21 protein-coding genes and 3 pseudogenes are annotated in these 24,067 nt (G+C 67.9%); 10 read left to right on the top strand and 14 right to left on the bottom strand.

Features of this window, described 5'->3' with window-relative positions; all coding sequences use genetic code 11:
• Positions 1–43: 43 nt before the first annotated feature.
• From OHU89_RS47735 to OHU89_RS47700, 8 genes are all read right to left on the bottom strand, one after another.
• Entirely contained in the window at positions 44–997 is a 954-nt protein-coding gene (locus tag OHU89_RS47735; RefSeq protein ID WP_405652529.1) for a glycosyl hydrolase, read from the bottom strand.
• Between the two features lie 221 nt (positions 998–1,218).
• Positions 1,219–2,751, bottom strand: coding sequence for an alpha-N-arabinofuranosidase (locus tag OHU89_RS47730; RefSeq protein ID WP_405652527.1), 1,533 nt, complete (start codon positions 2,749–2,751; stop codon positions 1,219–1,221).
• A gap of 71 nt (positions 2,752–2,822) precedes the next feature.
• The gene (locus OHU89_RS47725) at positions 2,823–3,896 is read right to left on the bottom strand and encodes a lactonase family protein (protein WP_405652525.1); all 1,074 of its coding nucleotides are present in this window, start codon (positions 3,894–3,896) and stop codon (positions 2,823–2,825) included.
• A gap of 48 nt (positions 3,897–3,944) precedes the next feature.
• Entirely contained in the window at positions 3,945–4,916 is a 972-nt protein-coding gene (locus OHU89_RS47720) for a sugar kinase (protein ID WP_405652522.1), read from the bottom strand.
• Positions 4,913–5,584 carry a bifunctional 4-hydroxy-2-oxoglutarate aldolase/2-dehydro-3-deoxy-phosphogluconate aldolase gene (locus OHU89_RS47715; RefSeq protein ID WP_405652519.1) on the bottom strand — a complete coding sequence of 224 codons (672 nt, stop codon included), beginning with the start codon at positions 5,582–5,584 and terminating at the stop codon, positions 4,913–4,915. The genes OHU89_RS47720 and OHU89_RS47715 overlap by 4 nt, the downstream gene beginning before the upstream one ends.
• Before the next feature lie 98 nt (positions 5,585–5,682).
• Positions 5,683–6,504, bottom strand: a complete 822-nt coding sequence (locus OHU89_RS47710; RefSeq protein ID WP_311712767.1) for a carbohydrate ABC transporter permease — start codon at positions 6,502–6,504, stop codon at positions 5,683–5,685.
• Positions 6,504–7,547, bottom strand: coding sequence for a carbohydrate ABC transporter permease (locus tag OHU89_RS47705; protein ID WP_405652517.1), 1,044 nt, complete (start codon positions 7,545–7,547; stop codon positions 6,504–6,506). Before OHU89_RS47705 ends, OHU89_RS47710 begins: the two co-directional genes overlap by 1 nt.
• Positions 7,544–8,899, bottom strand: a complete 1,356-nt coding sequence (locus OHU89_RS47700; protein WP_405652515.1) for an extracellular solute-binding protein — start codon at positions 8,897–8,899, stop codon at positions 7,544–7,546. The genes OHU89_RS47705 and OHU89_RS47700 overlap by 4 nt, the downstream gene beginning before the upstream one ends.
• A 495-nt stretch (positions 8,900–9,394) precedes the next feature.
• On the opposite strand from OHU89_RS47700, the gene OHU89_RS47695 reads away from it, so the two are divergent.
• The 3 genes from OHU89_RS47695 to dgoD all read left to right on the top strand — a co-directional run bounded on the left by OHU89_RS47695 (position 9,395) and on the right by dgoD (position 12,549).
• Positions 9,395–10,444, top strand: coding sequence for a LacI family DNA-binding transcriptional regulator (locus OHU89_RS47695; RefSeq protein WP_405652513.1), 1,050 nt, complete (start codon positions 9,395–9,397; stop codon positions 10,442–10,444).
• On the top strand, positions 10,441–11,208 hold the full coding sequence (locus OHU89_RS47690; protein ID WP_405652509.1) for an SDR family NAD(P)-dependent oxidoreductase: 768 nt from the start codon (positions 10,441–10,443) through the stop codon (positions 11,206–11,208). Before OHU89_RS47695 ends, OHU89_RS47690 begins: the two co-directional genes overlap by 4 nt.
• A gap of 195 nt (positions 11,209–11,403) precedes the next feature.
• The gene (gene dgoD, locus OHU89_RS47685) at positions 11,404–12,549 is read left to right on the top strand and encodes a galactonate dehydratase (RefSeq protein ID WP_405652507.1); all 1,146 of its coding nucleotides are present in this window, start codon (positions 11,404–11,406) and stop codon (positions 12,547–12,549) included.
• Positions 12,550–12,685: 136 nt separating this feature from the next.
• Here dgoD and OHU89_RS47680 read toward each other — a convergent pair.
• Together OHU89_RS47680 and OHU89_RS47675 are read right to left on the bottom strand one after the other, a co-directional pair.
• Positions 12,686–12,778: pseudogene (locus OHU89_RS47680) on the bottom strand (IS5/IS1182 family transposase); the annotation flags it as partial.
• Positions 12,779–12,812: 34 nt separating this feature from the next.
• Positions 12,813–13,778 (bottom strand): helix-turn-helix transcriptional regulator, encoded by a 966-nt coding sequence (locus tag OHU89_RS47675; protein WP_405652506.1) that lies wholly within the window; start codon positions 13,776–13,778, stop codon positions 12,813–12,815.
• Between the two features lie 130 nt (positions 13,779–13,908).
• Here OHU89_RS47675 and OHU89_RS47670 point away from each other — a divergent pair, with 130 nt between their 5' ends.
• From OHU89_RS47670 to OHU89_RS47660, 3 genes and pseudogenes are all read left to right on the top strand, one after another.
• On the top strand, positions 13,909–15,234 hold the full coding sequence (locus OHU89_RS47670; RefSeq protein WP_405652504.1) for an FAD-binding oxidoreductase: 1,326 nt from the start codon (positions 13,909–13,911) through the stop codon (positions 15,232–15,234).
• A gap of 24 nt (positions 15,235–15,258) precedes the next feature.
• A pseudogene (locus tag OHU89_RS47665) lies at positions 15,259–15,711 on the top strand (ABC transporter transmembrane domain-containing protein); the annotation flags it as partial.
• 103 nt (positions 15,712–15,814) lie between these two features.
• Positions 15,815–16,993, top strand: a complete 1,179-nt coding sequence (locus tag OHU89_RS47660; RefSeq protein WP_405652502.1) for an ABC transporter ATP-binding protein — start codon at positions 15,815–15,817, stop codon at positions 16,991–16,993.
• 342 nt (positions 16,994–17,335) lie between these two features.
• Here the strand turns inward: OHU89_RS47660 and OHU89_RS47655 are convergent, their stop codons facing one another.
• Positions 17,336–18,151: an IS3 family transposase gene (locus OHU89_RS47655; RefSeq protein ID WP_405652500.1), complete on the bottom strand. Its 816-nt coding sequence runs from the start codon at positions 18,149–18,151 to the stop codon at positions 17,336–17,338.
• A 2-nt stretch (positions 18,152–18,153) separates the two neighbouring features.
• Positions 18,154–18,441 (bottom strand): transposase, encoded by a 288-nt coding sequence (locus tag OHU89_RS47650; protein WP_389341160.1) that lies wholly within the window; start codon positions 18,439–18,441, stop codon positions 18,154–18,156.
• Positions 18,442–18,513: 72 nt separating this feature from the next.
• Here OHU89_RS47650 and OHU89_RS47645 point away from each other — a divergent pair, with 72 nt between their 5' ends.
• Positions 18,514–20,205 (top strand): ABC transporter ATP-binding protein, encoded by a 1,692-nt coding sequence (locus tag OHU89_RS47645; protein WP_405652498.1) that lies wholly within the window; start codon positions 18,514–18,516, stop codon positions 20,203–20,205.
• The gene (locus tag OHU89_RS47640) at positions 20,120–20,632 is read left to right on the top strand and encodes a transposase family protein (RefSeq protein WP_405652496.1); all 513 of its coding nucleotides are present in this window, start codon (positions 20,120–20,122) and stop codon (positions 20,630–20,632) included. The genes OHU89_RS47645 and OHU89_RS47640 overlap by 86 nt, the downstream gene beginning before the upstream one ends.
• Before the next feature lie 22 nt (positions 20,633–20,654).
• Here the strand turns inward: OHU89_RS47640 and OHU89_RS47635 are convergent, their stop codons facing one another.
• Positions 20,655–20,849 carry a hypothetical protein gene (locus OHU89_RS47635; protein ID WP_405652494.1) on the bottom strand — a complete coding sequence of 65 codons (195 nt, stop codon included), beginning with the start codon at positions 20,847–20,849 and terminating at the stop codon, positions 20,655–20,657.
• Between the two features lie 138 nt (positions 20,850–20,987).
• Between OHU89_RS47635 and OHU89_RS47630 the strand changes: the two genes are divergently transcribed.
• Together OHU89_RS47630 and OHU89_RS47625 are read left to right on the top strand one after the other, a co-directional pair.
• Complete coding sequence (locus OHU89_RS47630) at positions 20,988–21,956, top strand: hypothetical protein (RefSeq protein ID WP_405652492.1); 969 nt, start codon at positions 20,988–20,990, stop codon at positions 21,954–21,956.
• A gap of 11 nt (positions 21,957–21,967) precedes the next feature.
• Positions 21,968–22,327: pseudogene (locus tag OHU89_RS47625) on the top strand (hypothetical protein); the annotation flags it as partial.
• Between the two features lie 285 nt (positions 22,328–22,612).
• Here the strand turns inward: OHU89_RS47625 and OHU89_RS47620 are convergent.
• Entirely contained in the window at positions 22,613–23,125 is a 513-nt protein-coding gene (locus OHU89_RS47620) for a hypothetical protein (RefSeq protein ID WP_405654981.1), read from the bottom strand.
• Between the last annotated feature and the right edge of the window lie 942 nt (positions 23,126–24,067).

Below are 24,067 nucleotides of genomic sequence, written 5' to 3'. Positions count from 1 at the left end.
GCGAGTTCCACCGGAGTCCTGAAAGCAGAGCGGAGGATCCTCGTCACCGGACCGGCCCTTCAAGGGGCAGGATGGGGGCCTCAAGGGCTTCGTCGCGGTCGCAGACGAGGGTGTCTCCGTTCACCCGCAGGCGGGCGACCTGGATCGAGCTTCTGCGGTCGTTGTGGGTGCTGTGGTGCACAGCACCCACGTCGAATCGCCCGGGATGCGTGAAATAGAAGACGAAAGCACCGAGTTCACTGGTGACGACATCGGCGTGGAACCCATAGGACGCATCGTCCGGGCCCTGACCCGGCCGATCGAGAACGAGTCCGCGCGGTTCCCAGGTCTCCAGATCCCGCGAGTGAAGAACCCGCAGGCCGTGCCATTCGTCGACGAGCATCCAGTAGCTGCCGCCGAACTCGAAGACGTTCGGGCCCTCGTGCTCCGAGCACTCGACGGCAGGTCCTCGGACGGTCCACCGCACCAGATCGTCGCTGTCCGCCGCGTAGGTGTGGGCGTGATCGGCCTCGTCCTTGTACCACATGCGGTAGCCACCCGTGGGGAGCCGCAGGACACAGGCGTCGATCACCGTCTCGGACGAAAGCGGCAGGGTCGAACGGTAGGTCCACGAGAAGAGGTCGTGGCTCGTGTAGTGACGGATCACGCGTGCGTGGCCCGCCCACTGAGTCGGTACACCGCGGATCACGCTGACGAACATGTGGTACTCGGTTCCGTCGTCCACGATCTCGGGGGCCCAGTAGGTGTGCCGCCCGGGCTCGGTGTCCAGCCCTTGGGCAATTCCCCGGTACAGCCAGGTGGCTCCGCCGTCCGAGGAGGACGCGATCCCGATGTCGGTCCCGTGCACCCAGCTCACGTCGTTCATCGGTGGTGCGTCGGCGCGGCGGCTCGTGTAGAACATCCACCACTCGCCGGCGTGCCGGTTCCAGATGACGGTGGGGTCGGTCGCGCCGTCGTGCATGGGGTCCCGGAACAGAGGTCGGGCAATGGTTGTCATCGGTTCTTTCCATGCGTGAGTGCGGTGGTGTCCCGTTTCACCGATTGCGGTGGCCTGGTCAGGGTGGGCCCGTCGATCGAGAAGGCGGAGCTCGTGCGAAGTCCGGGGCCGCGTGGTGATCCGGATGGCCCGGTCCGCGGCCGACAGGCCCATGCGCCGGTATCGGCGGCGGTGACGCCGGCCGTGGCATGGGCCCGTGGGCGGTCAGTACGTCGACGTCGTCAGTTCTGCCGACGTGTCAGGCGGATCATGTTCCAGGAGAGCGGTTCGAGTTCGGCGTGCAGGACGCCCTCCGTGAGCGTCGTGCCGATGGCAGCGTGCGGGGTGACACGGTCGGGCCGGTCCGCGGTGTTGGTGGCCTCCGGGTCGCTGTCGGCCAGGACCAGGTGCTCGGCCACGGTGCGGGCGTCGACCCCGCGCAGGTCGATCTCCAGCGGCAGCGCGTCGGCCTGGCTGCGGTTGACCGCGAAGACAGTGATGTCGCCGGTCTCGTCGTCGGTCACCGCGGTGGCGTGCAACAGCGGTACGTCACCGAAGCGGGCGGTGGTGTACGTCGGGCTGTCCACCTCGACGCGCAGCACCCTGCCGCGTCCGTACGCCGACGCCTGGGCGAAGGGGTAGAACGTGGTCTGCCGCCATGCGGGGCCGCCCGGCTCGGTCATGATCGGCGCGATGACGTTGACGAGCTGCGCGAGGGAGGCCGAGGTGACCCGGTCGGCGTGCCGCAGCAGCGCGATAAGCAGCGAGCCGAAGACCACGGCGTCGGTGATGGTGTAGACGTCCTCCAGCAGGCGCGGCGCCTGCTGCCACTCCTTGACGGCGTGCGGGTTGGGCCGCTTCTGGTACCAGACGTTCCACTCGTCGAAGGAGAGGTTGATGTGCTTCTTCGCCTTGAGGCGGGCCCGCACGTGGTCGCAGGTGGCGACGACCGACTCGATGAAGTGCTCCATGTCGACGGCGGAGGCCAGGAAGGAGTCTCGGTCGCCGTCGATCTCTTCGTAGTAGGCGTGCAGGGAGACGTAGTCCACGAGGTCGTAAGTGGCCTGGAGGACGGTCGACTCCCAGGAGGCGAAGGTCGGCATGGAGGAGCTGGAGCTGCCGCAGGCGACCAGTTCCAGACCGGGGTCGACCTGCCGCATGGCACGGGCGGTCTCGGCGGCGAGACGGCCGTACTCCTCGGGTGTCTTGTGCCCGGTCTGCCAGGGGCCGTCCATCTCGTTGCCCAGGCACCACATCCGGATGCCGTACGGCTCCTTGTCGCCGTGGGCGGCGCGGCGGTCGGACAGCTCGGTGCCGCCGGGGTGGTTGGAGTACTCCAGCAGCCGTACGGCGTCCTCGACGCCGCGGGTGCCGAGGTTGACGGCCATCATGGGCTCCATGCCGGTCTTGCCGCAGAAGTCCATGAACTCGCCCAGACCGAACTGGTTGGTCTCGGTGGACTTCCAGGCCAGGTCCAGCCGGGCCGGCCGCTCCTCGCGCGGGCCCACGCTGTCCTCCCAGCGGTAGCCGGAGACGAAGTTGCCGCCGGGGTAGCGGACAGTGGTCACACCGAGCTCACGGACCAGCGCCAGGACGTCCTGGCGCAGGCCGTCCGCGTCGGCGGCTGGGTGCCCGGGCTCGTAGATACCTGTGTAGACACAGCGGCCCATGTGCTCGACGAACGATCCGTACAGGCGAGGGTTGACGTTGCCTACGGCGAAGGCCGAGTCGAGGGTGAAGCGGGCGGCGGAGGTGGTGGTGCCGGGCTCGGACATGACTGCCTTTCGGACGTCACTTCGGACGTCAATTTCGGATGTGGAAGGAGGAAATGGGGAGCGGAGGGCGGTCAGAGCGCCAGGGCGCAGACCACCGAAGGGGCGGATATCGGCGGGTGGGGCTGGGCGAGGGTTCCGTCCTGGAGGACGCGCAGGGTGGCGAGCGTGCCGCTGTGCTGGTTGGCGACGAGCAGATGGCCGTCCACCAGGGCGAGGCCGCGGGGCCAGGTGCCGCCGGCGGGCACCTCGCCGAGGGGTTCCAGGGTGGTGCCGGCGAGGCGGAACGCGGCGACCGTGTCCGCACCTCGATTCGTCACCCACACGAAGCGTCCGCAGGGTGAAGCGACGATTCCGCCGGGCTGGTTGACGATGTCCTTCGCTGTCGTGGCGGGAGCGGAGGAGAGAGCCGTCAGGGTGCCGTCGGTGGCGTCGTAGCGGTGGCAGGTGACGGTCGAGGACAGCTCGTCGGCGCTGAACACCAGGTCACCGCCGGGCGCGAAGGCGAGGTGGCGGGGGCCGGATCCCGTGCGCATCGGGTTCACCGCGGCCTGCTCCAGGGTTCCGGTGAGGGTGTCGAGCCGGTAGGTGAGAACGGCGTCCGCCCCCAGATCGGTGGCCAGCACGAAACGGCCCGCGGGGTCGGGAAGGACCTGATGGGCGTGGCTGCCCTCCTGCCGTCCGGTGACCGGTCCCGACCCCTGGTGGACGACGAGGTCGGTCGGCTCCAGTAGGCGTCCGTCCGTTCCGAGGCGGTGCACCGCGACGGTGCCGGGCGCGATGTCGCTGCCGTAGTTCGCGGTCAGCAGCCACTCCCCATTCGGGTGGACGGTGAGGTGGCACGGGTTCGCCCCGCCGCTGTTCTCCGGGTCGCCCAGCGGGGACAGGGTGCCGTCGCTGTCACGGGCGACGGCGCTGATGGTTCCCGTCTCGGTCTCGTTCGTGCTGTAGACGACGCCGAGTGTCGGGTGCGCCGCCAGGTAGGAGGCCCCGCTGACGGGCAGTGGCTTCACCTCGTCGTCGTAGGCGAGGCGGCCGGTCGCGGGATCGAGCAGGAGGGCAGCGATGCCCGGGCCGTCGCCGCCGGAGTCCGTGGTGTAGGAGCCGGTGAGGACGGGGATCGTGCCGGGGAGGGAGCTTGTGCGCATGGGTGGTCCTGGGAAGTTCATCGAACGGGGCGGGTGGAAGGCGGGGGTTCAGCGGACGATGTCGTCGTGGTGGTCCAGCAGTCCGAGTTCGGAGCGCCGGGGCAGGCCCTCCCAGTCGCCGGCGGTGCTCACCGCGAAGGCGCCGAGCAGGGCCGCGGTCCGCAGCCGCCGCTCCGGGGGCTCCCCCGCGAGCAGTTCGGCGAGGTACCCGGCGGCGAACGCGTCTCCCGCACCCACTGTGTCGTGGACGCGGACCGGTACCGCGGGCTGCCGGTAGGGCTGTCCGTCGAGGAGGGCGTACGCGCCTTCCTCGCCCAGCTTGATCACCGCTCCGGCGGGTCCGAGGTCGCAGATCCCCTTGGCGAGTTCCTCCGGTCCGTCGGCCCCGGGCACCACGAGGGCGGCCTCGTGCGGTCCGGCGAAGACGAGGTCGCTCCTGCACAGCAGGGGCCGCAGGATCGAGCGGGCCTCGGCCTCGCTCCACAGCAGTGATCGGAAGTTGACGTCCAGGGAGATGGTGACTCCGGCGGCAGCGGCGACGTCCACGGCCCGGGTCACGGCCGCGGCGGGTCCCTCTCCGAGTGCCGGGGTGATGCCCGTGATGTGCAGGACCGAGGCTCCGGCGACGAGGTGCTCGGGGATGTCGTCGGCGGTCAGCCGGGCGCCGGCCGTGTGGGTGCGGTAGTAGCGCGTACGGCTGTGCGTGGAGGTGCGGCGTTCCTTCAGCAGCAGGGACGTGGGTGCGGGGTCGCGCGCGGCGACGGTGGTGACCCCTTCGGCCCGTAGCTCCCGCAGGACGAGGTCGCCGAGTTCGTCGTCACTCACCCGGCCGATCCAGGTGGCGGATCCGCCGAGACGGCTGACGCCGACGGCGACGTTGGACTCCGCGCCGGCGATTCCCAGGCGCAGTGTCGTGCCGAGCGTGAACGGGCCGGGATCCCGGTTGGCCGCCACGACCGCGAGCACGTCGCCGAGGGTCACGAGGTAGGGCTCGCCGGGCGGGGGTGAGGATCTGCTCATGAGGTCGTCTCCCCGGCCCGTGCGGTGGCCCTTACTGCGTCCAGCAGGGTGCGTGCCCTCCTGGTGAGGGCGTCCAGTGCCTGCGCAGTCGGGTCCCGGTCCGCCCCGCGCAGCAGCGGGGAGCCGATGCCGACCGCGCAGGCGCCCGCGTCCAGGTAGGCCCGTGCCTCGTCGAGGCCGACGCCGCCGACGGCGACGAGCGGGATGTCGGGCAGGGGTGCTCGCAGCTGGCGCAGGTGGGCGGGGCCGCCGGTACTCGCGGGGAACAGCTTGACGGCGGCGGCGCCCGCCTGCCACGCCTGGGACACCTCGGTCGGTGTCCAGGCGCCCGGGTAGCACGGGATGCCGCGGTCTGCCGCGTGCCGGATGACGGCGGTGTCCACGACGGGGGCGACCAGGAACTCCGCTCCCGCAGCCAGGGCGTCCCTGGCCTGGTCGCCGGTGATCACGGTGCCGGCGCCGACCGCGACGTCGGGGCCGAGTTCCGCCCGGATGCGGGCCAGCGCGTCGAGCGCTCCGGCGGTGGTGAGGGTGACCTCCAGGCAGGTGACGCCGCCGGCCGCGAGCGCCCGGGCCACCGCGGGCAGCCCGGAGGCGTCGGCCGACCTGAGGATGGCCATGACCCGGGTCCGGCCGAGTTGCGGGGTGAGGGCGGGACGCGCTGTCATGCCCCCACCGCCGCAGGGGACTTGGCGGTTGCCTGGGTGTCGGTCATGCGAAGTTCCTTTGCAGCGAGGTGCGTCGGTGAACGTGAGTCAGACGTGGGTCACTTGAGGCCGGAGGTGGCGACGCCGGCGACGAAGCCCCGCTGCACGATCAGGAACAGCGCCAGCACCGGGACGACGTACATCACCGCGCCCGCGGCGACCAGGTTCCCCAGCGGTGAGCCGTGCTCGTTGACGTAGCCGTAGGCGAGCTTGACCGCGAGCGTGGTGTGGGCGTCGTCCAGCAGCAGGGCGGGCGCGATGTAGTCGCCCCAGGTCCAGCTGAAGGAAAGGATCAGGCTGGTGGCGATGACCGGCCAGGACTGCGGCAGGAAGATGCGCCAGAAGATGCGGAACTGCCCGCAGCCGTCGATGATCGCGGCCTCCTCCAGTTCCTTGGGCATGTTCGAGAAGAACTGGCGGAACAGGAAGATCAGGTACGGGGCGCCGCACAGGCCCCACAGCACCCACGGCACGTAGGTGTTGGTGAGGTGCAGCTTGGCGAACAGCAGATAGGTCGGGATGAGGGTGAGGATCTGCGGCAGCATCATCGTCGACAGCAGCACGTTGAAGATGAGCCGCTTTCCGGGCGCGTTGAGGCGGGCGAATCCGTAGCCCGCCCATGCCGAGGCCAGGGTGACCAGGACGGCGTACAGGGTGGCGATGGTCAGGGAATTGCGGGCGTAGCCGAAGTAGTCGATCTGGGTCAGCGCGTCCCGGAAGTTGTTCAGGCTGGGGTGGTGCGGCCACCAGTGGACGGGCAGGGCGCGCAGTTCGTCGGGGGCTTTCAGGGCGGTGTCCAGCAGCCAGGCGAACGGGCCCAGGAAGAGGACGAGGGCGCCGACCAGCAGCATGTAGACGGCACTTCTGCGGCGGAACACCATCACTTGCCTCCGAGGGTGCGCGGCCGGGACGGCTTGTCCGGCTCCGGGTCGACGGCGTAGAAGACCGCGCCTTTGCTGAGTTTGAAGACGAGGAAGGTGATCGCGATGATGATCAGGAACAGCACCCAGAGCATCGCGGAGGCGTATCCGTAGCGGCCGTCGGCGAAGTACTGGGCGAAGACGTGGATCATGAACAGGTAGTTGCCCTCGGGTACGGCCGTGACGCCTCTGGGGGTCGGGTCGAGGGAGATCAGCAGTGGCAGGAAGCTCTGCACGGCGGCGATGATGCCGGTGATGACCTGGAAGAACAGCACCGGAGAGAGCAGTGGCAGGGTGATCCGGGTGAAGGTCTGCCAGGTGTTGGCCCCGTCGATGCGGGCGGCCTCGTACAGCTCTTTGGGGACGTCCTGCAATCCCGCCAGCGAGACGATCATGGCGTTGCCGGCGCCCCAGAGGGTCAGGGTGATCAGGACCCAGCGGGCGTAGGGGTCCATCAGCCAGCTCACGCCGTCGATGTTCAGGGCGTCCAGGAAACCGTTGGCGGCGCCCGAGTCCCGGTCGAAGATCAGCTTGAAGGTGAGGGCGGCGCCGACCGGCGGGACGACCGCGGGCAGGTACAGCAGGGTGCGGAACAGTCCTCGGGCCCGGATCGGTTGGTTGACCAGTACCGCCAGCAGCAGCCCCGAGGCGAGTGTCAGCGGCACGGTGATCGCGGTGAACACGCCGGTGCGGGTCAGCGAGGACAGTGTCTCCGGATCGGTGAGGACCTCCCGGTAGTTGGCCAGGCCCACGAAATGGGAGTTGTTCGACAGCCCGTCGGAGTTGGTCATGCTCAGCCACAGCGCGTAGCCGAGCGGGAAGGCCGTCAGGGCGAGGAAGCCCAGTACCCAGGGTCCGGCGAACACGTAGAAGGAGAAGGCGCGGCGGGTGGTCAGCGAGCGGCGCCGGCGGCCGGTGTGCGCGCCGGCCCGGGGCCCGGGCCGGGCGGCCGTCTCCCCGGAGGGGGACGGCGCGCCCGGCGCGGTGATCTGTTCGGTGCTCACCCCACGAGCTCCTTGCCCTGGGCGAGCTGCTCGTTCATCCGGGAGTTGAGCGTGTCGGCGACCTTGCCCGCCGGGGTTCCGGACTTCAGCGCACCCGGCAGCACCTTGGTCAGCACGCCCTCCAGGGCGGCCTGCTGGGCGTACGGGGTGAAGCTGAGCACCGAGAAGTGCGGCAGCTCCTTCTCCTGCACCTCGAACGCCTGCTTCTGGAAGGCGCTGGTCTGCGGCATCTTCGAGCGCAGCGAGGTCAGGGAGGGAATGCCCCAGCCACTCGCCGCGCGCTCCTGGGCGGGCTTGCCGCCGAAGTACCACTCGAAGAACTTCCAGGACGCTTCCTTGTTCTTGGCATCCCTCGGGATCCAGAAGCCGGTGGCACCGAAGCAGGAGCTGACGCGATGGCTGCCGAGCTGCGGGGCGGGCGCGAAGCGAGAGACGGCCGCGAGCTTGGGGTCACCGCCGATGAGCCCGCCGAACCAGTAGCCGTTGCAGCTCATCGCCATGCGGTTGGCCTGGTAGGTGGGGCCGTCCCAGCCGTCCGGGTTGGGGTTGGTGACGCTCGGGCCTATGTCGGCCTTGGCGTAGTCCAGGTACCACCGCAGCGCCTTGAGCGCCTCCGGGGAGGAGAAGTCCACCGTGGCCAGGTCCTCGGCGAACAGGCTGCCGCCGGCCGACGCGGTCATCCCCATGAGCTGCGGGAAGACACCCATTCCGGTGGCGTTGAGGCCGTACACCTTCACCTTGCCCAGACGGCGCTTGACCAGCTTCTTGCCCAGATCCAGCCACTCGTCGTAGGAGATCGGCTCGGTCGCGCTCGGCGCGTCCAGCTTGGCGGCCTCGAACAGGTCGGTGCGGTACCAGAACATGGAGTCCTGGGAGTAGTCCTTGGCCATGCCGTAGCGCGGGCCGGCGCCCTGCTTCTTGCCGTCGAAGCGCCACACGTCGTTGACCGGGTCGAGGTCGGAGACCTTCAGCGCCGAGCTCTTGGCGAAGTACGGGTCCAGATCCGTCATCAGGCCGCGGGCGGCGAAGTACGGGGTCTCGGTCGCGCCGAAGCCGCGGACCACGTCCGGCGGGTTCTTGGCGGCCAGCATGGCGTTGAGCTTGGTGGGGTCCCAGATGATGACGTTGAGGTTCATCCCCAGCGCCTCTTCGGCGGCCTTGAGGGCTGCCTTGTCCGGCCACTCGTTCTGCACCGTCATCACGGTGAGCGTCGTCTTACCGCTCCCTGATCCGCCCGTGCTGTTGCCGGCGGTGCCGGCGCAGGCGGACAGACCGGTCGCGGCGAGCGCGGTTCCGGCGGAGACGGCGAGGAAGCGCCGCCTGTCAAGAGATGTCGTCGTTGACATGGGCATGCCGAATGGCCTTTCGTGCGGGACGTACGCGAGTGCGAGACGTACGGCGGCTGCGGGGACGTGCGACGGGGGTCATGGCGGCAGGAGGGACTGCCGCGGGAAGCGAACGGGAGTGCGCGGCGACCGGTGGAACGCCGGCTCGCTCGGCGGTGGTGCGAGGTACCCGGGACCGAGCGCATCCGTCTGCGTGGACGGGTGCGCACTCCGGTGGCTGGGGACCGCTGGTGCGACGGTGGTCGCGGGTGCGGTGAGCCCGGGGCGGCTTCTCGGCCCAGTTGACTCCAGGTCAATCGTGGCCGACATCTTGCTGTTTCGGTATGACCTGTTTCTAGGGCTCTGCTCAGACTTATCGCTTATTTCCGTCTGAGGAAACCGGTTGACTGAAACTTTCGCGAACGTTAGGTTGCGTCGCCAGAAGGTGTCAAGAGGCAAAAACGCGTCACCTGTGTCCGCAGCAGCGCGGACCGGGCAACGCCCACCGGAGAGGGGGAGCACGTGCCGGAACAGCCCGCCCGGGCCAGGCTCGTGGATGTGGCCCATGCGGCCGGGGTCTCCAAGGCCACCGTGTCCAAGGTGCTCAACGGCCGACAGGACCTGTCCGTACGGCCGGAGACGCGCCGGCGCGTCCATGAGGCCGCCGAGGCACTCGGCTACCGGCCGCACTCCGGGGCCCGGGCCCTGGCCGGCGCGAGCACCCACGCGCTGGCTCTGCTGATTCCCGCCCTTGCCAACCCCACGTACGTCACCATCGCCCGCGGCGCCTACCAGCGGGCCCGCGAACTGGGCTATCTCTCCCTGCTGGCCGAGGACTTCGACGGGCAGGAAGCAGACGAGTCCTTCCACGACCTGGTACAGGAGGGCAGGGTCGACGGGCTGCTCATCGCCTCGGCCCGCCCCGGCCACCCCCTGCTGGACGCGCTGAGCCGCAGCGCGATCCCGCACGTCTTCCTCAACCGCTCGGTCGAGGGCTCCGGCCGCAACATCACCATGGACGTCGCCCGCTCCAGCGTGACCGCGCTCGACCACCTGCACGGCCTCGGCCACCGAGTGGTCGGACACATCGCGGGCCCTCCCGGGATCACACCCAGCGAGATCCGCAAGGAGGCGTTCCTGCGACACGCCGACACACTCGGTCTGGACGCGGCCCCGGTCGCATCCGGAGACTTCACCGAGGACGGCGGCGCGTCCGCGGCGCGGGCCCTGCTGGGCCCCGCGGACGGCGACAGACGGCCACCGGTCACCGCCCTCTACACCAGCTCACTCGCCCAGGCGATAGGCGCCATGGCGGCGATCAGGGACCTCGGCCTCAGGATCCCGGACGACGTCTCCGTGGTCGGCAACGACGACCTGCCCGTGGCCGCGCACCTCCATCCCCCGCTGACCACCGTCGCCATGCCCCTGCACGAGCTGGGAACCGCCGCGGTGGACGCACTGGTGGCTACCATCGAGGGCAAGCCGACGGGAGACGTCGTCGTACCGACCGAGCCGCGGCTGGTCCTGCGCGCCTCCACGGCCAGACCAGCACGACCAGGAGAAACGCCATGACCGTCGCCGCCGCACCGGCACGTTTCACCGGCCGTACGGCCCTGCTCACCGCGGCCGCCTCCGGCATCGGGGCGGCCACCGCCCGCCGGCTGGCGGCGGAGGGAGCGTCCGTCCTCGTCACCGACGTGGACATCGATGGCGCCCGTCGCGTCGCCGACGAGATCCGCGCCGAGGGCAGACAGGCACGCGACCTGCCTTTGGACGTCACCTCGCCGACCCAGTGGGCGGCGGCCGTCGTCGAGGCCGCGTCCTGGACCGGACACCTCGACGTGCTCCACCTCAACGCCGGTCGCAACCTGCCGGGAGCGGCACACGAACTCGACGACGCCGCCTGGCACGACCAGCTGCGGCTCTCCCTCGACTCGGTGTTCTACGGCGTCCGGGCCGCGGTGCCGCTGCTCAGGACGGCCAGGGGTGCGGTGGTGATCACCTCGTCCGTCCACGCGGCCGTCGGCTTCAAGGGCTTCCCGGCGTACGCGGCGGCCAAGGGCGGAATCGACGCCCTTGTGCGCCAGTTGGCCGTCGAGTACGGCGGACAGATCAGGTTCAACGCCGTACTGCCCGGAGCCGTGGTCACCGCCCTGTGGGCCCAGACGCCCTCGGAGTACAAGGTGCAGACCATCGGACGCACACCGGTCGGCAGGCTGGGCGCGCCCGAGGACATCGCCGCAGCTGTGGCTTTCCTCGCCTCCGAGGACGCCTCCTTCATCACAGGACAAAACCTCCTCGTGGACGGCGGGCGCAGCATCAGCTCCCAGGAGTAGGCCGCCGGGCCCTGCCCGTACACGGCGGCCAACCGCCGTGCCCGTCCGACACCGACCCGACCGCCGCACCCCGGCGGACGCCCCCGGCACGTGCACCCGCAACCCTTCCTCGGACCCGCCCTCCCCCCTCCGCGCGGGGAGCCGCCGGTCCGGGGCCGTACACAGCACTGAACACAGAACCCGGAGACCCACCCCATGAAGATCACTGGATACGAGCTCTTCCTCGTCGAACCGCGCTGGCTCTTTCTCCGCATCGACACCGACGAGGGCGTCTCCGGCTGGGGCGAGCCGATAGTCGAGGGCAAGGCCCACACCGTCGCCCGCTGTGTCGAGGAGATGTTCGACTACCTGATCGGCCAGGACCCGGCCCGGATCGAGGAGCACTGGCAGGTGCTCGCCAAGAGCGGCTTCTACCGCGGCGGCGTCGTCCTGAACAGCGCCCTGGCCGGAATCGACCAGGCCCTGTGGGACATCGCGGGCAAGACCCACGGCGTCCCGGTCCACCAACTCCTCGGCGGCCACGTGCGCGACCGGGTGCGCGTCTACGGCTGGGTCGGCGGCGAAACCCCCGAGGAACTGGCCGAGTCGGCGGCCGAGCAGGTCGCCAAGGGCATGACGGCGGTCAAACTGAACCCCTGCGGCCAACTGGAACCCCTCGCCACCCCTGCCGCCATCAACGCCATCGTGGACGGGGTGACCGCGGTCCGCGAGGCCATCGGACCGGAGCGCGACCTGGCACTGGACTTCCACGGCCGGTTCAGCGGCGCGATGTCCCGCCGCGTCCTGCCCCTCCTGGAGCCGCTCCTGCCGCTCTTCGTCGAAGAGCCCGTGCTGCCGGAGTTCTCCCGGGACCTCGGCGCCGTGGTGCGCTCCACCTCCATCCCCATCGCCACCGGCGAACGGCTGTACTCCCGCTGGGACTTCCGCTCGGTCCTCTCCGACGGCATCGCCGTGGCCCAGCCCGACATCAGCCACGCCGGCGGAATCTCCGAGTCCCGCCGGATCGCCGCGATGGCCGAGGCGTACGACGTCATGGTGGCCCCGCACTGCCCGCTCGGCCCGATCGCCCTCGCGGCCAGCCTCCAACTCGACTTCGCGATCCCCAACTTCCTCATCCAGGAACAGGCACTGGGCATCGGCTACGGCGACAGCAGCGGACTGCTGGACTACCTCGCCGACACCACACCCTTCACGTTCCGCGACGGCTACATCCACCGCCCGACCGCACCCGGCCTCGGCATCACCATCGACGAGGACGCGGTCCGCGCCGCCGCCGAACGCGGCCACCGCTGGCGCAACCCGGTCTGGCGCAACACGGACGGCTCACTGGCCTCCTGGTAGCGCAGGGACAGATCCCGGCCATCCACCCGCCAAGCCCCCAGGTCCCGGAGTCGTCTTCCGCGGCCTCCCCAAACAGACACAGGCTCGTCTCCTCCTTGGCCCGCCCCAACCGGAGCGAGGGGGCAAGGGCGGTCTTTCAGAATGCTGAGTCTTTGCGAACGAGGGTCAGGCAGTGTGCGAGCTGGAGGAAGGCGTCGTGCATGTCGTCTCGGGTTTTGCAGCGGGTCCGATCGCTACGGGACGCGAGTCCTAGGTGTTGCGGGTCAGGACGTTGGTGACGGCGCATAGTGGTGGGCAAGTTTGGTGGCGAGGTCGCGGAGGTGAGCCCTGGCTTCGGTGGGGCCGTGCACAGTGATGGCGCTCCCGAACGGCAGTAGTGCTCGCACGTCCTCCAGCTGCAGGAAGCGGATCGTCACCTTGCGGCCGGTGGCGGATTCTTCATGGTCGTCCCAGACGAGTCGTAGGCCAAAGATCCGTTGCGCGCGCTCGATCTGGGTCTGGTCGATGGTGGCGCTGACCTCTATCGCGTGGTTGTGTTCCCACTGATCAATGAGCGCTGCAGCGACGGTGGCCAGGGTCTGGCTCTCGCGGATCCGTCGCGGCTGGTCGACTTCTTTCCACGTCGTGATCCGTTCGAGTCGGTACATCCGTGGCACTCGGGCACAGTCGGCGACGAGGTACCAGATGCCGGCCTTGGCGATCAGCCCGTAGGGATCCACGACCATCTCGCGTGGGCATGACTCGCGTGGGCTGTCGTACTCGATCCGTAGCCGGCGACCTCGCCGCACTGCGCCGATCAGCGAAGCCGGAGTCGTGCCGGAAGCTCGTGCCTCATGCCAGGGACGGCTGTCCACGTGCACTACGTCGGTGAGCGGCAAGAGCTCATGCACTCGACGTGGCTGTGTAGCGGCGATCTTGGAGAGCGCGCGCCGGCTTTCGACCGATGCGTTGAGTTCCGCACGTTGGTTCTCGTCCAGCCCGGTGAGCGACAGATGATCACGCTCGCCCGGTGTGAGTCGCGTGAGGTCGAGCCCGGACCCGGGCAGCATGGTCACGCCTCCGAGGCGGCCCCGTTGTGCGGTCACCGGCAGACCGGCGTCGCGGAGCCAGTTCAGGTCTCGGGTGATGGTTCGAAGGGACACCCCGAGCGCTGAGGCAAGTTCCTGTGTGGTCACGGCATCCCTCGATGTGAGGAGCAGCATCAGGCTGAAGAAGCGATCTGGGGTCACACACCAATTTTCCCAGGAATTGCGACACGATGCGGCGCATATCCCGGTCAGGGTGGTGGATGCGTACCTACGAGCTGCCTGTTCGCCGTGGGCGCGCGCACGCACCCCCCGATCCAGAAAGACGCCCGCGATGAGTGCCAACACGACCGACGCCGCATCACCGGTGGCGTACCACCCAGGGTCTGCCGAGTACGACGAGCACCGTGCCGGCTTCCAGTTGCGGGAGCAACATCAGCCAGCCCGCGTGGTGGCGGCACGGGCCGCCGGCGACGTCGTGGCGGCCGTCCGACACGCCGCGGAGTCATGTACGCCGATCGCGGTCCAGGCCACGGGACATGGACTCGCCAACCCGCTCGCCGGCGAAGGTGTATTGGTGTCGACGCGAAGGATGGACAGTGTCGATGTCGACCCCGGTGCCGGCACCGCACGGGTGGGCGCTGGAGCGCGGTGGCGCGACGTGATCGAGGCCGCCGCACGCCACGATCTGGCACCGCTGTCTGGGAGCATGCCCGGTGTCGGCGCTGTCTCCTACACGCTCGGCGGCGGCATCGGGCTGATGGCCCGTCGCTACGGCTTCGCCGCGGACCATGTCACGCGCTTGGAGCTGGTCACCGTCGACGGCTCCCTGCTGACGGTTTCGGAACACGAGGAGCCGGACCTGTTCTGGGCGCTCCGCGGCGGTGGCGGGAACTTCGGCATCGTGACCGCAGTGGAGATGGCTTTGATGCCGGTCGCCAGGCTGGTCGGGGGCGGTCTGATGTTCGACCTGGGCGAGACGCCGGACGTGGTCTCAACCTGGTTGTGTTGGACGGCGACCATGCCCTCGGAGATGACCTCGGCGATAACCACGCTTGAGGTTTCTGAGCGGCACATGGCCCACGTCCAGATCGCCTACCTGGGTTCGGCTGCGGAGGCAGACGAGTTGGTGGCCCCGTTGCGAGCGTTGAATCCTGCGTACGACGGTTTGCAGGAGATCCCGTACCGGCGGTCCGACACCGTCTTCAGCGAACCGGATCAGCCGCATGCGTATGTCGCCGACAACGTCCTGTTGCGGGCGATCGACGAGGAACGTCTCCGCGACACCATCGCCGCGTCGGCGCCAGGCCGGTCGGTTCGCTCCATCATTTCGGTTCGTCATCTCGGTGGGGCGCTGTCCACTCCGCCGAGGGTGCCGAACGCAGTCAGCCACCGCGAGGCGATGTACCTGCTGTGTGTCGTAGGTGTGGTAGCCCCGACAACCAAGTCGAACGCGGCAAGTGCGCGGGCGCTGCAGGATGAACTGTTGGCCAGCTGGTCCGGGACCGCCGTAGGCAGCTCGCCGAACTTCACGCTCGGACGACCCGACCAACGCGCCGCCGCAGAACTGTTCGACGCCGAGCGTCGTGACCGATTGCTGCAGCTGGCCCGTAAGTACGACCCCGCCGGACTGTTGCACCCCAGCTTCGTCATCGCCTGAGCACCTCCTACGAAAGGTCGACCGATGCGTCTGGTCCGTGCTCAGCTTGCCAAGCATCGAAGGTGGTTCGCTGGTGTGACCGTCTTCCAGTTGGTCAGCGTCACCGCCACCTTGTATCTGCCGACGATCAACGCGGATCTGATCGACAACGGCCTACTGCGCACGGACGTCGGGCACATCTGGACGGCCGGCGGGTGGATGGTGCTCGTCAGTATCGTCCAGCTGCTGGCAGCGGTGATCTCGTCCTATGCTGGAACGCGCGCAGCCACAAACGCCGCGCACGACCTGCGGTCAGACGTCTACGACAAGATCGCTACGTTCTCCAGCCGGGAACATCACGACTTTGGCACGCCGACGCTGATCACTCGCAGCACCGACGACGTGCAGCAGATACAGGCGCTCCTGCTCACCTTCGGCACAGTGGTCGTCGCCGCACCCATCACAATGCTGGGCGGAGCCTATCTGGCGTTGCGTGCGGATGCCGGCCTGTCCTTCCTCATAGTCGTGGCAGTTGCCGTACTGAGTGTGGCGTTGGCGGTGATCCCCCTCTCTGCGCTGGATGACACGGGTGTCGCGCCGGATGCAGGACCTCCTGGATGCGATCAACCGGGTCATGCGCGAACAGTTGATGGGTCTCACGGTGATTCGCGCGTTCACCCGCGAGCGCTTCGAGGCCGAGCGGTTCGGGCAGGTGAACAACGAGCTGGCGGTGGCAACCCGTTCCATGGGGCGGCTGAACGGGACGTTCGTTCCGGCCGTCATGCTGATCACCGATCTGTCGATCCTGGGCGTGGTGTGGTTCGGTGGCCACCGGGTCGAGTCGGGACAGCTGCTGATCGGCGGTCTGACGGCCTATGTCACCTACCTGGTCCTGATCCTCGGGGCAGCCATGATGGCCGCCTCGGCGGTGATGATGTTGCCAAGGGTGATGGTCGCGGCGGAGCGTATTCAGGCGGTGCTCAACTCCACCCCTATGCTCCGGCCATCGGGCGCACCCGCCGGCTCGGTCCCGATCCGCGGTGAGTTGGAGCTGCGCGCCGTTGCGCTGCGGTACCCGGGCGCCGCTGCTGACGTCCTGTCCGGCATCGACCTGCGGGTTGAGCCCGGCGGCACGGTGGCGATCGTCGGATCGATGGGTGCCGGCAAGACGACCCTGCTGTCGATCGTCGCGAGACTTCAGGACGCAACATCCGGATCCGTCCGGCTGGACGGCGTTGATCTGCGCACCATCGATCCCACTGTGCTGCGACGTCAGCTCGCGATCGTTCCGCAGCGTTCACTGCTTTTCAGAGGTACGGTCGCAAGCAATCTGCGGCTGGCCAGGCCGGACGCCACTGACGCCGAGCTCTGGGAGGCGCTGGAGGTCGCGCAGGCTCGCGAGTTCGTCTCCGCGATGGACGACGGACTCGAGTCACCCATCGCCCAGGGTGGAACGAACGTCTCCGGCGGCCAGCGGCAACGGCTGTGCATGGCCCGCGCACTCGTTGCCGCCCCGCGCGTCCTCCTCCTTGACGATCCGGTCTCAGCGCTCGATTCCGAAACATCCGCACGCCTACTGGCAGCGCTGCGCACAGCCACGGCCGACGCGACAGTCCTACTGGTGTCGCAGCGGACTGCCGGTATCCGCAGAGCCGAACGGATCGTGGTGCTCCACGAGGGCAGCATCGTCGGCGACGGGACACATCAATCACTCATGGAAAGCTGTCAGCCGTACCAGGAGCTGGTGGCTTCGCAGGAAGCGATCGGGGCACTGTCATGAGCCGCCGGGAGCATGGTCAGCTTGAAGACGGCGCGAGCTTCGCCGCAACGTCGCGCCGACTGGCAGGCATGTTCCGGCAAGTTCGGGTGTCCGTGATCGGTGCGCTTGCTCTGGCTGTGTTCGGCGTACTGGCCAACCTGATCGGCCCACGGATCTGGGGCAGTGCGATCGATGCAGTTCTGGCTGGCACCCTCGGCTCTGGTTTGCCAACAGGACTGTCAATCCCCCCGATCTGTGGAGACCTTCCTATGCAGCCAGTTCCTCGGTGAGGCTGGCCTGGTAGCTGTGTTCGTAGTCGATCGGGCTCTTGAAGCCGCACACGCTGTGTAGCCGACGGCTGTTCTAGAAGTCGGTGATCCAGGTGGCGATCCGGATCCGGGCCTCGGTGCGTGTGGCGAAGGTGTGCCGGTGGACGTACTCGACCTTCAGAACGCTGTTGAACGCCTCGCTGACGGCATTGACGGCATCGAAGCACGAGCCGACCCGGCCCATCGACTGGAAGACGCCCAGCCGGCGACAGGCCCGGCGGAACCTCCGAGAGCCGTACTCGCTGCCGCGGTCCGGGTGGAAAATGACACCGCGGACGTCCCCGCCGCGTGTCGCCGCGGCCATGTGCAGGGCGGCGACGACCAGTTCGGCATCGTGACGGGCACCCATCGCATATCCGAGCAGGCGGCGGGAGAACAGGTCGATGACCGTGGCCAGGTACAGCTTGCCCTCAACGGTTTCGATCTCTGTCAGGTCCCCGCACCAGACCAGGTCGGGCGCCTCGGCGGTGAAGTCGCGGCGCACGAAGTCCGGGGCGGCCAGCCGCTTCCCCGGCCGGGTCAGCCCCCGACGTCTGCACACCTTCCGCGCGACCAGGCCGAGCTCGGCCATGATCTTCGCGATGGTGTTCACCGAGACCCGCCAGCCCTGCCTCACCAGCCTGATCCAGATCTTCGGCGAGCCGTAGGTGCCGCCGGAAGTGTCGAACTCTGCCTTCACCGCTTCGATCAGATGCTGTCTGCGCAGCTCACGCCGGGTGGGCTGACGGGTGCGGTGCTTGTAGAACCATGACTCGCTCACGCCCAGGGCGCGGCAGGAGACGCGGTGCGAAATGCCGTGCTCGGTCCTGAAGTCGCTGATCACCCCGACCACTTGAGACGGGTCCGCCACGGCTACTTCACCCACAGGACCATGCAGCGTTTGAGGACATCACGCTCCATGACCAGCTCCTTGTTGTCCCGCTTGAGCTGGGCGTTCTCCCGCCGCAACCGCTCCAGCTCGTCACTCCCGCCGGCCGGTACGGTACCTGCCCGACGGGCACGGGAGACCCAGCTCGCCAGAGTGGTCTCGTTGATCCCCAGGTCCTCGGCGACCTCCGCGATCGTCTTGCCGGTCTCCGTGACGATCCGCACAGCCCCTTCACGGAACTCCGGATCGAACTTCCGTCGCTTCTCCGCCATGACTCCCAACTTCCCCTGCAGTCACGGTCTCTACGCTACGAGGGGAGGGACAGACAGACCAAAGAGGCCGCTGTGCAGGCCCTCCGCGACAGCGGCCGAAACAGCTTCGCGGACATTATCGACAGGCTGAACGTTACGCCCGGGTCCGGCATCGACTTCGGTCATGTAGGATATCTACTGCTGACAGCCGCAGGTCTGTACAGCCTCGGTGGCCTGGCGGGATTCGCCCAGCAGAATATCCAGAACAGTGCGATCGCTCGCATCATGAAGACTCTGCGCTACGACGTCGAGGAGAAGCTCAACCGGCTGCCGGTCCGCTACCTCAACGGCTCTTCGCGCGGCGAGCTGCTGTCACGGATGACCAACGACATCGACAACATCGCGACCTCGCTGAGCCAGACGCTGACCCAGTTGCTCTTCGCCCTGCTCATCGTCGTCGGCGTACTGGCCATGATGCTGAGCATCTCACCACTGCTGACACTGCTTGCGTTGATCTCGATACCGCTGACCTTCGCCGTCGGGACCGCGGTGGCGAAGCGAAGCCAACGGATATTCGGCGACCAGTGGCGACTGACCGGAGAACTCAACGCTCATATCGAGGAGTCCTACTCCGGCCACGAACTCGTCACCGTGTTTGACCGCGGAGGCGCATTCCGCGAGACGTTCGCGAACAGGAACGCCGAGGTGAAGAAGACGAGCCATCTCGCGCAGTTCATGTCCGGCCTCATCGCCCCGCTGGTGCTGTTCATCGGAAACCTGAGTTACGTCCTGCTCTGCGTCGTCGGTGCCTTCAGGGTGATCAGCGGCCAGCTGACCCTGGGCGAAGTCGTCGCGTTCGTCCAGTACTCCAGGCAGTACTCACAGCCACTCGGATCGCTCGCCTCGATGTCCAACCTGATCCAGTCGGGCATCGCCTCGGCTGCCCGCGTGTTCGCCCTACTCGACGAGCCGGAGCAGGACCCTGGTAGCCAGGGACGGCTGCCGGTCGTTCGGCCGCGCCAAATCACGTTCGAGAACGTATCGTTCGGCTACGACCGCGAGCCGACCATCAAGGACCTCGACCTGGTCGTCGAGCCGGGGCGGACCGCGGCGATCGTCGGCGCGTCGGGCGCCGGGAAGACGACCCTGATGAACCTGCTGATGCGGTTCTACGACGTTGGCAGCGGACACATTCTCGTCGACGGCACAGACATCACCTCAGTGTCACGGGACGCGTTGCGCTCCGAGATCGGGCTCGTTCCTCAAGAACCGTGGCTGCTCGGCGGAACCATTCGCGACAACATCGCCTACGGGCGGCCGAATGCCACACTCGAGCAGGTCAAGCAGGCCGCTCAAGTCTGTGGCGTCAGCCACTTCGTCGACGCTCTTCCACATGGCTACGACACTGTGGTCGACAGTGCGGACGGACGCCTGAGCCAGGGCGAGCGACAACTGCTTTGCATCGCGCGCGCGTTCATCGCGGACCCAGCCGTGCTGATCCTCGATGAGGCCACCAGTGCGGTTGATGCCCGCACCGAGCGCCTCCTGCAACGGGCGACCTCGCGGCTGCGGCATGGCCGCACATGCCTGGTGATCGCCCATCGGCTCTCCACCATCCGCGACGCCGACGTCATCGTCGTACTGCAGGACGGCCGGATCGTGGAGAAGGGAACGCACACGCAGCTACTGCGAGCCGGCGGTGAGTATCACCGGCTCAGTCAGTACCAGTTTCACGAGCCGAGCGCCTTGCCAGCACTGGACCCCGACCAGCATTCGTCGCTATGAGGAGTTCGGCCTCGTCAAGCTACTCACAGCCAGGCCCTTCGCGGAGATCCTGGCCAACGCCGGCTACCAGGGGCTGGGAGCCCCGACGGGCGGACGTGTGGGCACGCCACCGCATCGCAAGTTCAAGAAGAACGCCCCGGACTGGTACGAGGAAATGCATGAACGCCAGCGCAAGGCCCACTCCTCCCGCCGTATCCGCGTCGAGCACGGCATCGCCCATCTGAAGAACTGGCGGGTCCTCGCCAGGCACCACGGCCGCCGCGAGCACATGACCGACATCATCCAAGCCGTCGCCGACTGCTTGCATCGAGGGTGTCATCGACGTCCGGCGGCCCGGCGAAGTCCGGGTCCGTATGCGCCCGCCACCGTGTTCGCCGACGAGTCGACCGCCGATGATTTGCGCGGCCTGCTGCATCAGAGCCGTTGACCAGAACGTATCCGTAGACAACTCAGCCTTTCGGCGGGCGGTGCTGGTATCGCCATGTGCTGAACAGGCCCACCCCCGTACTGCCTACTGCGGAGAGTGCGGTAGGACCGCCCATGGCGTACACGGCCAGCGACAGGCCGACCAGGGCGAACAGCGCGGCCAGTTCGAGCAGTCGACCTCGCGCATGGGCGGGCTCGTTGTTCTCGTTCTCATCCATGTCGGCAAGTGCAACAGCTCGTCGTGCGGATGCGCGAGGAACGCGAACATCCGCGTCATAAGACGGAACACGGGCTGTACACCGCCGAACAAGTCGGCTGTTCCGGCGAACAACGCGTCTGTAAGGCGTTGTTCGCCGATGTTCGCCGCATCCCCACTGCTGTCGCCCTACCATGATTGCCACGCGCCGTCAGGGGGGCATGTGATCACTCGGAGCAACGGACCGGAGCAGGCGCCGGAGAACGAGTATCAGAGGGAACTTGCGGCCTTCGCGCGAGATCTCAAAGATCTCAAGTTGGTGAACGGCATGGGCTACCGCGACTTCGAGAAGCTCTCAACCAAGCACTCACTCTCCGTAACTCTGTCAGCCTCCGGGGTCAGTGACGTGATGAGCGGGAAGCGCTGGCCAAGCAGAGACTTCCTACTCGCCTTGGTTCGCGTCCTACTGATCCAGGAGGACGGGGGCCTGGTGGAGCTCCGTGATAGCCGCTTGCAGCAGTGGGACCATCGCTGGAGACGCTTGGTGCAGCTGCGTGACCGGGCCAACCAATCCACGCCACTCGAGGTTCAGCACGGCAGCCCCTCTGACGAGCCCGCACCGGTACAAATCGACTTCGTACCCCCGCCAGGTGACGCGACCCTCCAGGAACTGGACTCCGCGAAATCGGATCTCCGGGAGATCCTCTCGAATCTCGAAACGCACGCGAATGATGTGCGCAACGAATTTCGCCAAGTCCTCAATGAACAGTCCAGGGTCGCGGCTGAGCTGAGTCGCCTTGCAGAACTGCTCGAAAAGGAGCGAAATCACAACGAAACACTGGAGCGGCAGATCGAGGAACTCGAACAGCTGCGCGCCGAGCTGGGGCGACAGTTGGAGGATCTGCGTGACCAACTCGCAGAAATTGATTCGGATAAGGCAGTCCTCTTCGAGGACGAAAGCGAACTCAACGACCGGCGGGCCATGTTGAACTTCGATTGGGCCCGCTACGAAGAAGACCGAAGGGCGCGTGCGGAAGCCGAAGCCGCTCGACTGCGAGAGGAACTCACGGATGTCAAGCATAAGTTGGAGGCAGCGGACCGGCTGATCCGCGACGGGCAGTCCCACTGATCTTTAGACGCCGTTCCACCATGAGCAGCGAGCGCCTGGCCGTAAAGCTGATCGAGTACGCCACATTGTTCCAGTACGAAGCCCAGTCCGTCGGACGCCGTCGGCCTGTCTCCACCGGCCCGGCGTGGCTCCGCTGGTATCCGGTCTTCCCTCGCATCCTCTTCGTGGTCACCGGCGCCTCCCGCGCCCGGCTGGGCGGCCGCATCAGCGATCTGCAGGCGATGGTCGCCCACCACCCGCTCGTCGCAGCCCTCGCCCGCGAGGTTCAACTGGGAGCCGCCGTCCTCGAAGACATCGAAAAGCACGCTCCGTCCGGGCCGGCCTGGGTGCCGCTGCCCGGGGGCGAGCCCGGCCCGTGGACCGATCTGTGATCACGTCGATCGTGCGCGTGTACCGGGGGTGTGGGAACTGTCCGCCCTCGGGCAGCACGAATTCGGCGCCCCAGGCGTGGGCGCTCCGGCTCGGCTGCATCCGCTGCCAGAACGACGGCATGCCCATCCCCGGCGACTCCGGTGAAGTCCTGGCCCCGCGACGCCGTCTGCCTGCTCGACGTCCCCACCCCTGCCGGGCCGACTCCCCCGCAGATCGGCATCCCAGCTCAGGCCACCCTGCTGCCGGTCATCGAGATCAACCGGAAACCGACCAAGCAGCAGTGCTCAGCGGCCAAGCTGATTTCGAACGTAATCCGAGTGGGCCGCACCGACCTCGATGCAGTTCTCGTCCAGGCCGTTGACGATCTGCAGGCGGTTGCTGGCGAAGACGAACTCCACCGCCACCGTTCCAGCCGCCAGGTCACGTTCCGCCGGCCGCCACTCAAGGAGCGTGACCTCGCGCAGTTCCTGGCCGACGAACGGTTCGAGGCGCTCATCGCTGCGAGACCACAGCGGCGTGAGCTCGAACCCCTCCCACCCGGTGATGGTCGCCGCGGTGTCGATCGTGTCCCAACCGATCGAGAGTTCGTCGAACTTCCAGTGGCAAACCTCCACCTGGATACCGTCGAAGTCCAGCACCACCGGGCAGTCGGCGAACCAGTCCCCATCCTCGACGAACCGCACCAGTGCGAACCCCGTCAGCCGCCTACCAGCCAGCGCCGCCAGGCGCGATCCGTGCGCCTGCCGAATCGCGTCAACCCCCACCAGGAACGACGGCTCAAAACCAGAGATCCCCATGTCCACAGCACCAGAGTCTCCCGGCCTTCGGCCCAGGACGCCAACACATATCGACCAGGGAGATCTCCGAGCCACTTGACAGCTCGGACTCCACAGAAAATGCGGAAAATCATGCGCAGGTAGCGCCACTGCACTCCCGTGCGGCCTACGTACAAGATCGCGTTCAGCAGTACGGCGGCCCGGAGGGATCCTGGCAGTACGTCGTCCGCAGAGCCCTCGAGCACCACCCCTCGGCCGCGCCGCAACGCTCGCGGGCCGACCAGCGTGCGGACATCGCCCTCGCTGCCTGGCGCGAGCAGGGTGACATCCGGCCGGCTCACCGCGTCGCTCTCCCGCGAACACGGCGGCAGTCCCGCTGTCTGGTCCCGCGCGGTGAACGCGGCAGGCCCGGCTCGCCGACCCCACCGCACGAGTCGGCCACGACAATCAGCCTTGATGTGCTCGACGCGGTTGCCGAGGCGTACGACAACGGGCACCGTGCCGCGGTCGCCGGACTCGGCGCACTGTGCGGTGACACCCGCCGCCTGATCCACGACCTCATACTGGACGCTCAGCCGTTGACCGTCTCGCGCAGGAAGCCGTCGACGTCGTCGCCTCGACCCGCCGCGGCATCCTGCGGGCCGTGTCGACACCTTCCGTGCGCTCATCTCCCGCGTCGCCGCTACGCCCCTGGTGAAGATTCTTCGGAATCGGATGTCACATCGGGAGCCTCTTCCCGCACTAAGCAATAACCCGGCCGCAGTTGGCGGGGGGTGCGCTTCACTGGACGGGCAGAGGAGGAGAGCCGATGGAAGCCTCATTGGTGACCGCGGGCATGTGTGCGGTCGCTTATGCAGCCCGCTGCCTGATGGTGTGGGTGCGTACCCGGCGGGACGCGGACGCCGCCGTCTCTCAGCACCGCGCCGGGGCACACATGGTCCAAGCCCTACCGACCGGCAGCCG

The sequence above is a fragment of the Streptomyces sp. NBC_00019 genome (assembly GCF_045041015.1).
Lineage (GTDB): Bacteria > Actinomycetota > Actinomycetes > Streptomycetales > Streptomycetaceae > Streptomyces.
This window is presented reverse-complemented; position numbering and strand designations above follow the sequence as displayed.